General features: G+C 64.3%; 14 protein-coding genes and 1 pseudogene. 2 read left to right on the top strand and 13 right to left on the bottom strand.

Annotation, left to right across the window (positions count from 1 at the left end; all coding sequences use genetic code 11):
- Positions 1-166 precede the first annotated feature (166 nt).
- The 8 genes from ACV959_RS13205 to ACV959_RS13170 form a co-directional block, all read right to left on the bottom strand.
- On the bottom strand, positions 167-1,015 hold the full coding sequence (locus ACV959_RS13205) for a lytic transglycosylase domain-containing protein (RefSeq protein WP_475737046.1): 849 nt from the start codon (positions 1,013-1,015) through the stop codon (positions 167-169).
- Positions 1,015-1,515, bottom strand: coding sequence for a S26 family signal peptidase (locus ACV959_RS13200; protein WP_475737045.1), 501 nt, complete (start codon positions 1,513-1,515; stop codon positions 1,015-1,017). The genes ACV959_RS13205 and ACV959_RS13200 overlap by 1 nt, the downstream gene beginning before the upstream one ends.
- On the bottom strand, positions 1,512-1,982 hold the full coding sequence (locus tag ACV959_RS13195; protein ID WP_475737044.1) for a DUF2840 domain-containing protein: 471 nt from the start codon (positions 1,980-1,982) through the stop codon (positions 1,512-1,514). Before ACV959_RS13195 ends, ACV959_RS13200 begins: the two co-directional genes overlap by 4 nt.
- A gap of 373 nt (positions 1,983-2,355) precedes the next feature.
- On the bottom strand, positions 2,356-3,255 hold the full coding sequence (locus tag ACV959_RS13190) for a replication initiator protein A (RefSeq protein ID WP_475737043.1): 900 nt from the start codon (positions 3,253-3,255) through the stop codon (positions 2,356-2,358).
- A gap of 19 nt (positions 3,256-3,274) precedes the next feature.
- Complete coding sequence (locus ACV959_RS13185; protein WP_040579178.1) at positions 3,275-3,559, bottom strand: helix-turn-helix transcriptional regulator; 285 nt, start codon at positions 3,557-3,559, stop codon at positions 3,275-3,277.
- Positions 3,560-3,713: 154 nt separating this feature from the next.
- Positions 3,714-4,307, bottom strand: coding sequence for a DUF2285 domain-containing protein (locus ACV959_RS13180; protein ID WP_475737042.1), 594 nt, complete (start codon positions 4,305-4,307; stop codon positions 3,714-3,716).
- Positions 4,258-4,497 carry a transcriptional regulator domain-containing protein gene (locus ACV959_RS13175; RefSeq protein WP_475737041.1) on the bottom strand — a complete coding sequence of 80 codons (240 nt, stop codon included), beginning with the start codon at positions 4,495-4,497 and terminating at the stop codon, positions 4,258-4,260. Before ACV959_RS13175 ends, ACV959_RS13180 begins: the two co-directional genes overlap by 50 nt.
- Before the next feature lie 133 nt (positions 4,498-4,630).
- The gene (locus ACV959_RS13170; protein WP_475737040.1) at positions 4,631-4,897 is read right to left on the bottom strand and encodes a hypothetical protein; all 267 of its coding nucleotides are present in this window, start codon (positions 4,895-4,897) and stop codon (positions 4,631-4,633) included.
- A gap of 151 nt (positions 4,898-5,048) precedes the next feature.
- Between ACV959_RS13170 and ACV959_RS13165 the strand changes: the two genes are divergently transcribed.
- Complete coding sequence (locus ACV959_RS13165) at positions 5,049-5,465, top strand: helix-turn-helix domain-containing protein (RefSeq protein WP_475737039.1); 417 nt, start codon at positions 5,049-5,051, stop codon at positions 5,463-5,465.
- A gap of 52 nt (positions 5,466-5,517) precedes the next feature.
- Here the strand turns inward: ACV959_RS13165 and ACV959_RS13160 are convergent, their stop codons facing one another.
- The 5 genes and pseudogenes from ACV959_RS13160 to ACV959_RS13140 all read right to left on the bottom strand — a co-directional run bounded on the left by ACV959_RS13160 (position 5,518) and on the right by ACV959_RS13140 (position 11,507).
- Positions 5,518-5,841 (bottom strand): DUF736 domain-containing protein, encoded by a 324-nt coding sequence (locus ACV959_RS13160; RefSeq protein WP_475737038.1) that lies wholly within the window; start codon positions 5,839-5,841, stop codon positions 5,518-5,520.
- A 591-nt stretch (positions 5,842-6,432) separates the two neighbouring features.
- Positions 6,433-6,849, bottom strand: coding sequence for a hypothetical protein (locus tag ACV959_RS13155; RefSeq protein WP_475737037.1), 417 nt, complete (start codon positions 6,847-6,849; stop codon positions 6,433-6,435).
- Between the two features lie 123 nt (positions 6,850-6,972).
- Positions 6,973-7,911, bottom strand: coding sequence for a DUF2493 domain-containing protein (locus ACV959_RS13150; RefSeq protein WP_475737036.1), 939 nt, complete (start codon positions 7,909-7,911; stop codon positions 6,973-6,975).
- 329 nt (positions 7,912-8,240) lie between these two features.
- Positions 8,241-9,284 carry a DUF7146 domain-containing protein gene (locus tag ACV959_RS13145; protein WP_475737035.1) on the bottom strand — a complete coding sequence of 348 codons (1,044 nt, stop codon included), beginning with the start codon at positions 9,282-9,284 and terminating at the stop codon, positions 8,241-8,243.
- A 70-nt stretch (positions 9,285-9,354) separates the two neighbouring features.
- A pseudogene (locus ACV959_RS13140) lies at positions 9,355-11,507 on the bottom strand (ParB/RepB/Spo0J family partition protein).
- Positions 11,508-11,918: 411 nt separating this feature from the next.
- Here ACV959_RS13140 and ACV959_RS13135 point away from each other — a divergent pair.
- On the top strand, positions 11,919-13,463 hold the full coding sequence (locus ACV959_RS13135) for a tyrosine-type recombinase/integrase (RefSeq protein ID WP_475737034.1): 1,545 nt from the start codon (positions 11,919-11,921) through the stop codon (positions 13,461-13,463).
- The last annotated feature ends 90 nt before the right edge of the window (positions 13,464-13,553 follow it).

Below are 13,553 nucleotides of genomic sequence, written 5' to 3'. Positions count from 1 at the left end.
GCAGCCTGTGTGAATACATTGCAGGGCAACGAAAAACCGACCGCCGGACAAAGCCGCAGGCTGTCCCTTTTATCTTGCGATAACTCGGTCGCTTGCGCTCCCTCGGCGGGGCTCGCGCATAAAGGCGCGAGGACATACGCCAATCTGCGAAAATAGCAGACTGCCGTCATCGGGATGCACCTGAAGGCCGACGAACGACGAAAAGGTCGGAGGCGCGTGAAAGAGCAGCAGGCGACGAATCGTTGGAGCTGCTCGCTGCGTGCAAATCTACTGCAAATAATCTGACCTCTTGCCGCGCCGGAATGAGAGAGCGAAGTATCGATCCTTCGGCTCCGAGAGCGGCATCGGCGCTGTGTCTCGGCGGCTGATCGTCGTGCTTTTCCTGTGCGGTGATCGCGACAAAGATTGAAGAGGAAGCGTTGCCAGAGGAGGCGGAATAAGGGGCTGCGGAAATTCCGCCGAGTGAAAGTGAAGGCGCAATCCTTCGGACATATTCCGTCGTTTCGGCTGGCAAGGAGCGACCGTGAAGGTAGTCCTCATAGCGCCCCGGGCCGGCGTTATACGCCGCCAGAAAGCCGCGCTCGCCATATTGGTCGAGCAACTCGCGAAGGTAGGCGGCTCCAGCCTGAATATTGTCGTGAGGATCGAAAGGATCGGCGCCAAGACCGTAGCGCGTGCGCAAGTCGGCGTAGGTCGCGGGCATGAGTTGCATGAGCCCGATCGCGCCCTTCCTGGAGATGGATTTGACGTCGCCGCCGCTCTCGGCGCGCATGACGGCGCGCAGCCAATGGACCGGGAGACGGAAGCGATTGGACGCCTCGGTGAGTGCGCTTGCGATGGCGAGACGGCGCGATTTTTCATTTGCTATAGCATCGCCGCGTGTGGGCTCTGCAAAAGCGGGAAGCGCCGACAAGACGCAGAGCAGGGCGAGCGCACTGGTTTGAAATCTCGTCGAACCACGGCGGATGAAAGCGCCGCAGCAAGTTACTTCCCTGCAGAGGGATGGATCGACCATCACTCCTCCTCCGTCCAGATCGGCAGCGCGCGACCCACGACAGCTTCAACCGGAAGCGCCCCAAAATAGCGTCCGTCGAGCGAGGCGGGATGATCCCAATTGAGCAGGAAGACTTCGCCGTATCTGAGCACGAAGCAGCCACTCCAGCGCGGCAGATCACGGCCCGCGTGGTCGCGCGCATTAGCCTCGGCGACGACGCTTCCATCGACAATGATGCTGCGATCCTCCCGGCAGATCTTCTGCCCCGGGAGCGCCGCCACTCGCTTGATGAGCAGCGCCCCTTCGGGCAGATATCCGCGGGCCGCGAGCCACTCGGCGAGGGGTTCGGGCGGCCGCGCGACAATGAGATCAGTGATAGCGAGCACCCCGATCGGGCGGACGGCGTAGAGTCCGATGGGCGCGCTGGCGGAGGCGTTCCAGACGAACAGCGGCTCGCGGCCGCCAGCGAAGGTCGACGCGATTGCGCAGACGGCGACGAAAGCGAGAGCGAGCGTCCTCATGGGCGTCGCTCCAATCCAGCACGCAGCAGCCAGGCGCGATGGCGATCACGCGAATAGGCGCGCGGCACCAGCCCGGCGGCGAGCCGGTTGTGGACGTGCCGCCAATGGTCGGGACAGATTTCCTGCGGAAGAAAGCCAAGCGCTTCGACGGCGTCGATGGCGCGCAGGACGCGCTGCACCTTCTCCCAGCCGACCGTCCGTAGCAAAATCTCCGCGCCGGGCTTTACGCCCGGAATGGTGGAGCAGGGCTCGCCGTCGTCGCAGGCGCGCAGGATGTCGATGCGCGAGACGAGCGTGCCATGCGCATTCGACGCCCAGCGGACGAAGGCGAAGATGGCGCCCGGCGCGAATGTCGCGACGCGCCGCCGTCGATCAAGCGTTCGCTCGTTGATCGGTTTGCCGAAGCGCAGCCAGCGTTCGATTTTGCCTTTGACGAAATAGAGTTCGACTTCGGTCGGCGCGTTCATGGTTGGCCTCCGGTCACGTCATGGTCGAACGGAGGAAATGCGCGCCGATTTTGGTCCGCTCGCCGGAGCGCGATGGCTCGCTGTGCCGAAGGGGTGTCACTGTCGCCCGAATGGCCGGCTCTGCGCGCGCGTCGCGGATGTCGCGATGCGGGCGCGCCTTCTTCTCTTCCCGGCTGGCTTTTTGCTCGTGGGGCGGCAGTCGAGCGGGAGGCGCCCGCCGTTAGAAGGAATCCGAAGGATTCCGAAGTTAGTAAGTTACGAGCGCCGTGAAGGCTTCGACGACAATGGCTTGGGCGCCATTTTGGTCCCCGATAGCACGAGGATTTGGTCCCCGATAGCACGATAGATTCGGTCCCTGATAGCACGAGGCTATTCACAGCTTTTCCACAGCGGCGAGACGACGATCGAGGCGCTGAACGGCGCGCTCGAGCGGATCGGCAGTGAGCGGCGTGAAGATGAGAAGTTCGCGGCCGAACGGGCCTCGGCGGATGTCGAGCCGGTAATTAGGAATGGGCTGGCGCCGAACGATGCCGCGCAGATCGAACGCAAAATGCTTGAGCGGCGAGAGCGCGCCGGACTTGGCGTGGAGATGCGCGAAATCGAAGCTCCAGCCGCCCTGCTGATTGCCGGCGTGTTTGCGAACGAGGCGATACAGCCAGCGCTCAAGACCGCCCGTCAGCGAGAAATATGCCCGGTCGATTGTGAGCACCAAGGCTTCGTTGAGGACGCCTTCATAGAACCAGTCCGGCACGATCAGTTCGACGCCGAGAGGCCGGCCGCTCGGATCAGCGGTCTCCTTCCATTCGTTGATCCAGGAGAAGCGCCGCCGGCGTCTTTCAGTCGTTTGACGGATCGACGTGACGACGCTGGTTGACTGCAGCCGGTCGAAGGCGGCGCGCAGGCGCTGATAGTCGCGCGCGCCCGTGGCGCGGCCGATGAAGGTGAGAATCTCATAGGGCGTCGTCGCCATCAGGCGCGAGGTCTTGAGGCCTCTATCGCGCGCCTGGACGATTTGGGACGCCGCCCAGATCAACACGTCGGCATCCCAGATGGTGGCCATGCCATGCTCGGCGGTCGCTTCTACCTTGATCGCGATTTGAGCCGTCCTGAAGTCGATGGGCGCCGTTCGCTTTGACTTGGCGAGGCTGAAGAAGGGATAGGCCATGAGGTCCTGCGCATCGCGCGGCGCGAGCTCGCCGGGCAGCGCTCGAAAGAGTTCGAGCTGCTCCCGTTCGTGGCCGCAACTGCGCGCGTGTCGGTCTCGGGGCATCATTCTCATCTCTCCCGAAAGGTCAGCCGCGCGGTTGAGCGGCGCGCTGCGCAAGGCCGTCGGCGTGCCGCCGTGCGGGGAGGACGGTTCCGACGCCGGGGTCGGAAGTTGACGCCTTGGCGCCGCGATCGGCCCAGGCCTGCAGGTCTTCGACGCGGTAGACGACCCGACCGCCGAGCTTCGAGTAGCGCGGGCCCGTTCCGTAAGTGCGATGCTTTTCCAGCGTGCGGCCGGAAAGGCCAAGAAATCGCGCGGCTTCGGGCGTGCGAAGGTAACGCGGCGGCAGGGGCGCTGTTTGTGCGGACATGGATGAGCCTCGGCAGATTGTGGCGCGCCACCGGCTATCGGCGGCTTGGCTCGATCACCATGGCGGAGGGAAACGGGCGGGAGGGATGGTGAAGATAAGGGCGACGGAAATCGCCACCCGGCGACAGCATCGGAGTGAGCTTGGGGGAGCGCTGCTACTTTTTGAGGAACTTGCGATAGCCGCCGCGCATCAGCGTGACGCCGCCGCGAACGAGGCGGATCGTGGCGTCGCGAAGGGAGGCTGTTTTCCAGGGATCGGCGGCGACGCGGGCCTTACCGAAAAGGCGCTCGGCAATCTTGCGATAGGAAGCGCCGCCGAGATGGCCGTCGAGGGCGCGAAGAAGGGAGAAGACGCGGCGCAGATCAGGAGGATGTTCGGCGCAATGCGGCGGCTTGTCGCGCAGTAACCGCCAGAATCTCAACGCGGCTTCGGCTCGGTGCGGCGCAAGTTCGTCGAGGAGGATCACTGCGGCGAGTGGTCCGTCGCCTGCCTGCCGACCGGGGAGCCAAAGCTGGTGATCGTCGCGCGTTGATCGCAACAGGAGATGTTGGCCATCGTCTCCGGTTCGGCGCGCTACTAACGCGGGATGGCTGAGCAAATCAGGGGCGGAAGGAGCGATTGAAGATGGCGCCGGCGGTTCCTCGTCGGAAGCGGGTGCAATCGGCGACGCGACGAGGATGACGCTCGACGCCCGCAGCTCAGGCAGCCAGAAGATCTCTGCTTCGTCGGCGCGCAGCTCGGGATCCACCGCGAAATCGCAACCCCCAGCGCCGCGTCGAACCGGCGGCGCCGGCGTCGAGCGCAGCTCGAATGTCTGGGTTTGCGAAGTCGGCGCGATAATCCGCGTTGCGTCTGAGAAACTCCCAGGCGAGACCCGGAGCGCTCAAGTTCTGCAAATAATCGTATGCTTTTGGCGAGCGCCAGTCCTGATCCGACATGGGAGTTCTCGCGACAAATGAATATTGCCTGCAAAGGTTGTGGGAAGAACGTGTCAAGAATCGTGTCGGAATCCGACTGCAATGGGGAAACGACAGCGATGGAGTCGAATTGGATGTTTGCTGAAGCTACGGTTCAGCTGCCTTTGAGCAACTCGCGATAGCCGTGCTGGGTAAGCCATCTCGCCCGTTCGAGATGGGATCGATGCGCGCTTGCCGCGCGTTCCGGTTCTCGATCGGGATCAATGCCGAGCACAATCCGGCAGGCTTCTTCCCACGAAGCGCCTTCAGCGGCCGCGTCCAGCAGTCGCAAATATGTCGGCGCATGGGCGAGGTCGTAATCAGTAACGGACGTTTCGCTGGGCGCAAGATCTGCGACGGGCATGGGGTCGGGACGGCTCATGACGTCGCGTCTCCTAAGGTGGCCTGCCGCATCAACGGCATTTAACGGGAATTTCCCCCGAATGGCTACAGGAGCGCAGCCTGCTGTCTCGACGCGTTTTGTAGAGTATACTCCGTGGTGAAATACTCGACAAGGCGGCGTCATCTCGCAGATGAACTTGCGAGATGTGCTGGCGCTGAACCTCCGGAAATTGCGACGAGCCCGTGGCTGGTCGCAAGAGGAGCTTGCGCATCGCGCGGAAATCGATCGAACCTATATCAGTGCAATCGAGCGCCGGCTCTATGCAGCGAGCGTCGATGTTCTGGAACGCTTTGCGACGTCGCTTGAAATTGAGGCGAACGAGCTTCTCAGATCGACAGGCGCTCGGAAGTCGGGAGAGAGCGGCGCAATGCCGGTTCGAAAAGCACCGCAGAAAGCGCGCAAAGAGCGGCTGTCCTCGGCAAGTCAAATTGACGCCCAAGCCGGGAAGGCTCGTCGTCGAAATCATGGCCCACAACAGTCGGCTTCAGGCGCGCAGGGCTCGCCAATGACGCACGAAAAGGGCGAGCTCGAACCAAAGTCGAGCTGACGCGTGAGGGAAAAAGAACCCCCGCCCGATTGCTCGGGCGGGGCGCTGGCGATCAATCGCCGTTGGCCTTGCGGCCGCGTGACCAGATCAGGCTGTAGCCGTCGCCTTCCTCGTCGTCGAAGAGGTTGGCGTAGATCGGCGAGGTGAAGCTCGGATCGTCGAGTTTGAGCGAAAGATAGTCGCGGCCCTCGTTGGAGCGCTTCGGCCAGGCGGCGCCGATCTCGGCGCGGCCGACGAAGACGCGGTGGCTGGGGGCGTTGTCATTGGCGCGGTTGGTTTCTGGGACGATGCGGACACCGCGCGCCTGGACGCTGAGGGTGACGATTTCGCCCTGATACTCGTTGCCGGACTTTTTGAAGGAGCCGATGTTCGCCATGATAATCTCCTGTTGATCTCGTTTTCGAGCCCGCGACCATCGCGGCCTCGATGGCGCTTCGAGAGACGGAGGCGATCCGCCGACGCACCCGCAGGGCCGCAGCAAAGCGCAGGACAGCGGAGAAGCGGCTTTCTTGCCTCGCGAGGAATGACGCCTCAGGCGTCAGGGGAAGAAAGTTGCTGACCCGCTGTTGCGCCTCAGGCGATCGAGGCGCAGCCGTCCTTCGTCCAGATGCAGCCAAGAGAGAGGCCAGCGTTGGCGCCGGGCTGGATTGCGATCAATGGGGAGAGTTGGCGCGGAACATTGGTTGCAGCACAAGTCCAGCGAGCGACGAGGCGAAGGAAAAGAAAGCGTCGGCGGCGTTTGGGTGACGTGACCTCAGACCGGAGCGACCATCGCGACGAAAGGAACCGCAGCGCGCTTCTTCATCGCAGCGGTGTCCGCGCCGCAGCCTCCGCGTCAAACGATGCCGCAGGCTCTCGTCTTGTGAAGATGTGACGTTCAGCCGTCCGAACTCGGATGCGACGACGGGGAAAGATCCGTCCCAGCTCGCCTAGGCGCCAGAAGGGCAACGACGCCGTCCGTGGCGCGTCATCTCGCGGGATCAGGAGGCGGCGCTTCCAATCGCGCCCGCGCCGCTGCGGCGACTGCGAGCGCTCCAAGAAACGCCATGGAGTCTCGCCAGAACCCGCTTGCGCCGCCAAGGCCGGCGAAGGCGCCCGAAAGCTGATAGCCGGCGACGCCCGCGGGGGTGACGTAGATCAGCGTGATTGCGAGCCGGAGGGGCCAAGAGCGCGTCGCGGCGACGCCGATGCGCATGAGGGTCAGGACGCCGACGCCCGTGATTAGCCCCAGAGCGACGGCGCCGATGACGCCGGCGCCAGCGTTGAACGCGGCGAATGCAATGGAGAGTGCTGCGAAGAATGCGAGCGCGTCGACCGCGAGCGCATAAAGGAGCCAGCAGAAGAGCCCCAGGCCTGCGAAATTGAAAAGGATGGCGAACAACATCTTTGCTGCTCCATGGCGTGAGTCGAGGCTGCGCCCCCACCTCCGCCATGGCGCAACGCACATCGTCGTCAGAGGAGTATGTAGAATCCTTGGCGACGGCGCGTCATTGACCATTGGCGGCGCCTATGCGCCGCTGCTCTCGTATTTCCAGACCGGGATTCCGAGGACCTGCGCCTTGTCGGCCAGATTCGCCGAAATGCCGGAGCCCGGGAAGACGATGACGCCAATGGGGAGCGTTTCGAGCATCCGGTCGTTGCGCTTGAAGGGGGCCGCCTTGGCGTGACGCGCCCAGTCGGGCTTGAAGGCGATTTGCGTCACCTTGCGGTTGTCGGCCCAGCAGGAAGCGATGCGCTCGGCGCCCTTCGGCGAGCCGCCATGCAGCAGCACCATGCCGCGATGTTTCGCCAGCGCCTTGTCGAGCCGGTCCCAGATCGCGCGATGATCGTTGAAGTCGAGTCCGCCGGTGAAGGCGATCCTCGGCCCGGCGGGTAGGAGAAGCTCGGTTTCGGCGCGGCGCTTGGCGGCGAGGAAGTCGCGGCTGTCGATGAGCGACGCCGTCAGCGAACGATGGTTGACCTTGGAGCCGGCGCGGGGACGCCAGGACGAGCCGGTGTGCAGTTCGAAGGCGTCGGCGGCCTGGTCGCGGAAGAGCTCCATGCTGTCCCGGCGCTCGATGAGAGTCTGCCCCTCGCAGATCAGCCGCTCGAGCTCGACCGAACGGATTTCAGAACCGTCCTGCTCCTTCTGGCTGCGCTTCTGCGCCTGCTCATTGTCGTCGAGTTCGCGCTCGATGCGGGCGATGGCGCGGTGGAAGAGATTGACCGTCGACCAGAGCAGGTCTTCGAGGTCGGGCTCGAGGCGGCTGTCGCTGAGGGTCGCGACAAGCGCGTCGAAGATGTCGGCGACGGCGCCGGTGATCGTGCTGGGCTCGGGCAGCGGCCGGGGATCGGGTTCGTCGTGAAAGGGGCGGTAGCCATAGAGTTGGAGTTCTCCGAGACCCCGGTCGGTTGTCGAGGCGGCTTGCGCGGTCTCAAAGTCTCGGTCGTCGCGATCGGTCGTCATTGGCGCTCTCCTTCGTCGGACGGGCCGCGACCCTCGCGGCCTTCGTGGCGACAAAAGGCGGCGGACGAGTCCGGCTGGCACCGGGAGCGAAGCGACCGGCCGAAGCGCCGCGGAGGATGGCGAAGCGCCGGCTATTTTGTTTCGCGCTGTAAAGCGCCCGAAGGGCGCGACGGAAAATAGCCGGCCGCAGCCATTGCCTGGCGGGCGCGTACGACGCAAAGGTCGCCCTCTCAGAAGGCCGGGACTGCGGCTCGATCTGGCGGGTGGGAGCCGATTGGCGAGGAAGGCGGCGGCGAGAGGTCAGCGGCGAACATGCTCGACCTGCGAACTTACGCCGAGAGCGTCAAGAAGCGCTCGACGTCCTGCGGCGCGAGCTGCGTCCGGATCGCCGCGCGCAGCGCATCTTCGCCAAGGCGGCGCAGATCGTCGTTGAAGTCCCCAAGCCTGGGAACAAGGACGAGCGCCTCGATGCCCTCGGCGGTGGCGCGGTCGACGAGGATCGCGGAAGCCTTCTTGCCGGCGGCGTCATTGTCGCGAAGAACGTAAAGACGGCGCAGGGTCGGCGGCAAGAACAGCGCGGTGAGATGCGTGGATGAGAGCGCAGCGATCATCGGCATGGCTGGAACCAGACATCGAACCGACAGCACGGTTTCGATGCCTTCGCCGGCCGCCATGACGTCGAGCGGCGCTCCAAAGCGCACGCCATTGCCACAAAGATCGCCCATCGCCCGGCGAGGAGTGGCGATCGGCGCCTTGTCGCGCCCCGATCGATCGAGCCAGGCACGATGCGCGCCGGTGATCTTGCCGTTGAGATCGGTCACCGCGGCGATCATGGCGGGCCAGGTTTCGACAGCGGAGGATTTCTCTGGCCGGTAGTAGCAACGGTGGTGAAAGCGCAGGCTGTCGAGATCGTGCAGCGTCGTCATGCCGCGATGGCGCAGATAGCGCTCGGCCAACGTGCCTATGATCGGTCTCGACATATGGAAGAGACGTCGTGCGGCATCCGAAGAAGCTTTCGGCCCCTGGATATGCGATGTCCCTCGTTCGGTCGGCGGGTCATCCCTCGGCAGACTGAGAAAGCGGTGCGCTTCATCAATGGCCTCGACAAAGTCGGCGCAGCGGGCGGCCTCGCGGATGATGTCGAGAAGATCGCCATGTTCCCCCGTGGCGGCGTCGGTCCATTTGCCGGCGGCGCCCTTGCCGCTCTCTGGTCCGGTCAGTCGGACGAACAGGCTGCGGCCGGGCGTATTGCGCACATCGCCGACAAGCCAGTAGCGGCCTTCGCGACGGCCATTCGACAAATATCGGCGGCATACCGCCTCGGCGTCCTGCGCGAGGCGGCGCGCCAGCTCGGAGGCGGCTGAACTGGGCACGGCTCCACCCTCCAAAAGAAAAGGGGCCCGCCATTGCTGGCGAGCCCCACGCTGTCGGCCTCGGGGAGGTCTATTCGGCGGCGACGCCCTGGGGCTCGTCGACCGACGCCTCATCAGCATCTTCCTCGGAAGCCGTTTCGTCGATGGCCGTTTCGCTCGCGATCACCGCCGTTTCTTCGACCGGCATGGCGTGTTCCTCGGCGGGCTGCTCGGAGGGCCTTCCTTCGGAGGCATGCAGATGCAGGGCGCGTCCGGGCGTGCGAAGCGGCTCGGGCAGCCAGTGCGTGCCGGAAAGGAGCCGTTCGGCCTCTTGGACCATGTCGCCCTTCTTCAATGCCTCGATGCGCCGGGCGATATCCGCGCCCTTTGCTTGGCTCACCGCCTGGACGATCCGCGCCTTGGTCACGCGCCCGAGAAAATTATCGGCGGTCGGCCACCAGCCCGTCGCCGCGATGTCGAGGGACAGTGAGGTCGCCAGACGATCAGCATGGGCGATCGCGCTCGGTCGCCGGCTCCAGGGCTCCTGCACGGCGTTGACCGTCAGGGAGACGCAATGAGCGAAGAGACGCTGGCGCGCTTCCACGTCGAAGGTCGTGAGAACGTCCCAAAGGTCTTGCGGCTCCACTGGCAGCTGCTGCGACCAGTCGAGATGACGGGCGTCGACCTTGGCCGCGAGCGGCGTGTCGGAGAGGCCCGGCGCCTGTGCGCCGAAGGAAACAGTCTTCGCTTCGATCTCCAGGCAGGTGTCGGAGCCGTAACGATAGAACAGCCGCAGGCAGATGGCGTGAAGCGCGGCGAGGAAGGCCATGTCTGGGTCATGGCCGAGCACCTCGCGCAGCGCCAGCGTGCGATAGGCGGTGAGCTCAGTGAGCAATTTGTCGGGCAGGGGGCGAAGGCCTTCGTCTTCCTCATCCTCCCCGCGCCAGACCGGACCATATCGTCCCTGTCCGGCGCCGCGCCCTGAGCATGGGCGGCCGTGCTCGAAGGCGAGCTACCGACGTTACCCTCTTCGGCTTCGTCGATCAGTGCTTCAGGCTCCTCGATCGGCGCTTCGTCCTCGGGGCGGACATAGCCGCGCTCGATCCGCAGTCGCCCCGATCCGTCGATGCTGACGAAGACGCCGGCGCGGGCGATGTCCTCCGGCGCGTAAATCACCGGACGGTCCTCCATCGCTTCGAGCGCGGTCTCGATCTCGGCCAGGCGCGCATCGACGCCCTCGGGAATCTCGTCGGCATCCGAATAGGCGGCTTCGAGCTGTTCGGCTTCGAGACGAAGCGACTCTCGGGTTGTGGTTTCCTGATCGCTCAGAGGCTGGCGCTCGCCCTGAAGGTGGCGGAGCCCGTAGGTGTGGCCGTAAGGAAAGTCGATCCCCGTCTCGACCCATTTCCAGCCCTCGGCCACAATCGGCTCGGCGTCGCGCGTGAGCTTCTCGGCCACGAGCCGTTCGAGCAAGGCGACGTCCTGCAGCCAGCCGCCGTCGTCGCTCTGGAAGAGGTCCCGCATGATGGGACCGCCGGCGGCGAGATAATCTTCGCCGACATATTGCGCCCGCTTGTCCGAGGCTCGCACCGCGCCCTCGGTGAGAAGGCGACGGATCTGATAGGCTTCCTTGTTGTAGGAGCGCTGGATCGCCTCCCAGACCTGCTCCTGGCGCTCATGGTCCTGATTGACGGTGAAGGCCATCAACTGGTCGAGCGTCATGCCGTCCTCGGCATAGACGTCGAGAAGCGCCGGCGACACGGAAGCGAGCCGCAGGCGCTGTTTGACGACGGCGACGCTGACGAAGAAGGCGGCGGCGATCTCCTCCTCGCTCTGACCCTTTTCGCGAAGGGTCAAGAAGGCGCGGAATTGATCGAGCGGATGCAAGGGCGCTCGCTGCACGTTCTCGGCGAGACTGTCTTCTTCGGCCGTTCCCTCCAAACGAACGACGCAGGGGATGGGGGCGTTGCGCGCCAGGCGCTTCTGCTTCACCAGAAGCTCCAGCGCGCGGTAGCGCCGCCCGCCCGCAGGGATTTCGAACATGCCGGTCTCGGCGCCGTGCTCGTCGACGACTGGGCGGACGGTGATGCTTTGCAGAAGCGTGCGGCGCGCGATGTCCTCCGCGAGCTCTTCGATCGAGACGCCCGCCTTGATGCGGCGGACATTCGCCTGCGACAGGACGAGCTTGTTGAAGGGAATGTCGCGGGAGGCGCTGAGCTGGATTTTCTGAACCGACCTGGTCATGGGGATCAACTCCGCGACGGGTGGCCGGGAGACTATCTCTCGACCTCGAACCCGTCACGAAGCGCAGCGCCGCCCTCTTACTTTGAGGGCGACGCCGGGTGAGTATGCGGATAAGACGAGGCGACGACGACCATCTGCCGAACAGCGGTCCCCACTGCGCCAGTGGGCCTGAACCTACGCTGCCCGCTCGAAGAGCTTCTTCGCCCGCGCCTCAAGATCGAGCCGTGCGTCCTGATGCGTCTTGTCGCGCGCAATTGCCGTAATCCCTTGGACGAAGTCGAAGACGCTTTATGCCGAGTTCGGGATTATGCCGAGTAGCGCCCCCGATCCACCGGATTCGCTTGAAGCTGCAGCCTGATTTACTCGGCATAATTATGGTCCCTCGGGTCGCAACAACCCGAAGGGACGAACATGACATTCGATGCTGGCGATTTATCCGGTCACCCGCAGACTGATCGCGCCACCCGTGATTCAACGGATGCGTTGGCGGAGTTTCTTGAACCGATGCGAGGAACGTCCTCCTTCGTGAGCTGCGGAAGCGCCGCCCGCCACTTTTTGTTCTGGCTCAATCGCAACCGCATTGCCATCAGCAGCGTGGACATGGCTGTCGTTCATCGCTTTGCGAAGCACAGATGCCGCTGCCCTCGCTATAGCCCGAAGCAGTTGATCAATCCGGCCTACATCAGCCGGGTCGGGCGGTTTGTTCGTTTCCTGGAGGATCGCGGCGATGTTCCCCGCACCGACGATGTAGAAGACATCGCCGCACATCTGTCGTCTTACGCGGATCGGCTCACGGCTTTGGGATACAGCTGTTGGGCGCGGCGGGTAATTTTTTCGGCAGCTGAACATTTCGCCGTCTGGGTCCGTATTTCGCGGCTTCGATGGCGCGATGTCGACGAAGCCGTCGTCGAACGCTTTGTGCAGCATGACTGCCGCTGCTCGATCGGGCGCAAGGGCGCCAAGCTGGAGGAATCCGGCGAGAAGAAGCGGCGGCGAGGGGCGCGTCGGTTTCTCGCATTCCTGAAGGACCAAGGCGTCATCGCGTCGACCGGCGCAGCGGCTATGCCGGTAGAAGACCCTCGGCTTGCCGAGTTTCGCTTCTGGCTCAAGCAGCACTGCGGAGCAACCGATCAGACGATCGATCGTTATCTCCACGAAACGTCGCGGTGGATTCATGGCCTGGGCGCCGATCCGACCGTGTATGACGCGGCGGCAATCCGGAACGTGGTCCTGAGCCAAGCGCCGTCCCGTTCCCGCTCGTCGGTACGGATGACGGCAACCGTGCTGCGAAGCTACCTCCGTTTCCTTGCCGCAAGGAGCGAGTGCCGTCCCGAGCTTTGCCTGGCGGTGCCGTCGGTTGCACGGCGGCGCTTGGCTTCCCTTCCAAGATACGCCAGCCCCTCGACGATAGAGCGGATCATTGCGTCGTGCGGAACCGCGACGCCAGTCGGCCTTCGCGATCGGGCAATTGTCCTTCTTTTGGCGCGGCTCGGCTTGCGGGCCGGCGACATCCGCCGGCTGCGGATCAGCGACGTCGATTGGACGAACGCGCTGCTGACCGTGCATGGAAAGGGACGTCGCTCCGTCAGCCTGCCGCTGCCGCAGGATGTGGGCGACGCAATGCTCGCCTATATCGAGCGCGGCCGTCCGCTGGTTACGGAGGAGCATCTATTTTTGCGCGTCCAGGCGCCATTCACCCCGCTCGCGTCATCCTCAGAGATCGCCGGCATCGTCTCCCGCATTCTGGCGCGAGGCGGAATCGAAGGCGTTCCCACTGGGGCGCATCTGTTCCGACATTCATTGGCGACCTCAATGCTGCGGACCGGAGCCAGCCTGGAGTCGGTCGGCGCCGTCCTGCGACATCGATCGCCCGGCACGACCGCCATCTATGCTAAGGTCGATGTGCCGATGCTCATGCGGGTCGCGCAGCCCTGGCCGGGAGAGGCGTCATGCTGAGTGAGGATGCGACGCGCTACGTCGCCCTTTATCGCCGGCTCGGGCTCAATTTCAGCGAACAAAGCCGGACGCTCCGCTTGTTTGCCGACT

The organism is Methylocystis sp. Se48 (assembly GCF_056269425.1).
This window is presented reverse-complemented; position numbering and strand designations above follow the sequence as displayed.

Coding starts and splice junctions, on each gene's coding strand:
- ACV959_RS13195 (WP_475737044.1), bottom strand. CDS start 1,982: ATGAACGCGCCGACCGAAGTCGAACTCTATTTCGTCAAAGGCAAAATC.
- ACV959_RS13185 (WP_040579178.1), bottom strand. CDS start 3,559: ATGTCCGCACAAACAGCGCCCCTGCCGCCGCGTTACCTTCGCACGCCC.
- ACV959_RS13165 (WP_475737039.1), top strand. CDS start 5,049: ATGAACTTGCGAGATGTGCTGGCGCTGAACCTCCGGAAATTGCGACGA.
- ACV959_RS13170 (WP_475737040.1), bottom strand. CDS start 4,897: ATGAGCCGTCCCGACCCCATGCCCGTCGCAGATCTTGCGCCCAGCGAA.
- ACV959_RS13155 (WP_475737037.1), bottom strand. CDS start 6,849: ATGTTGTTCGCCATCCTTTTCAATTTCGCAGGCCTGGGGCTCTTCTGC.
- ACV959_RS13160 (WP_475737038.1), bottom strand. CDS start 5,841: ATGGCGAACATCGGCTCCTTCAAAAAGTCCGGCAACGAGTATCAGGGC.
- ACV959_RS13175 (WP_475737041.1), bottom strand. CDS start 4,497: ATGTCGGATCAGGACTGGCGCTCGCCAAAAGCATACGATTATTTGCAG.
- ACV959_RS13135 (WP_475737034.1), top strand. CDS start 11,919: ATGACATTCGATGCTGGCGATTTATCCGGTCACCCGCAGACTGATCGC.
- ACV959_RS13190 (WP_475737043.1), bottom strand. CDS start 3,255: ATGATGCCCCGAGACCGACACGCGCGCAGTTGCGGCCACGAACGGGAG.
- ACV959_RS13200 (WP_475737045.1), bottom strand. CDS start 1,515: ATGAGGACGCTCGCTCTCGCTTTCGTCGCCGTCTGCGCAATCGCGTCG.
- ACV959_RS13150 (WP_475737036.1), bottom strand. CDS start 7,911: ATGACGACCGATCGCGACGACCGAGACTTTGAGACCGCGCAAGCCGCC.
- ACV959_RS13205 (WP_475737046.1), bottom strand. CDS start 1,015: ATGGTCGATCCATCCCTCTGCAGGGAAGTAACTTGCTGCGGCGCTTTC.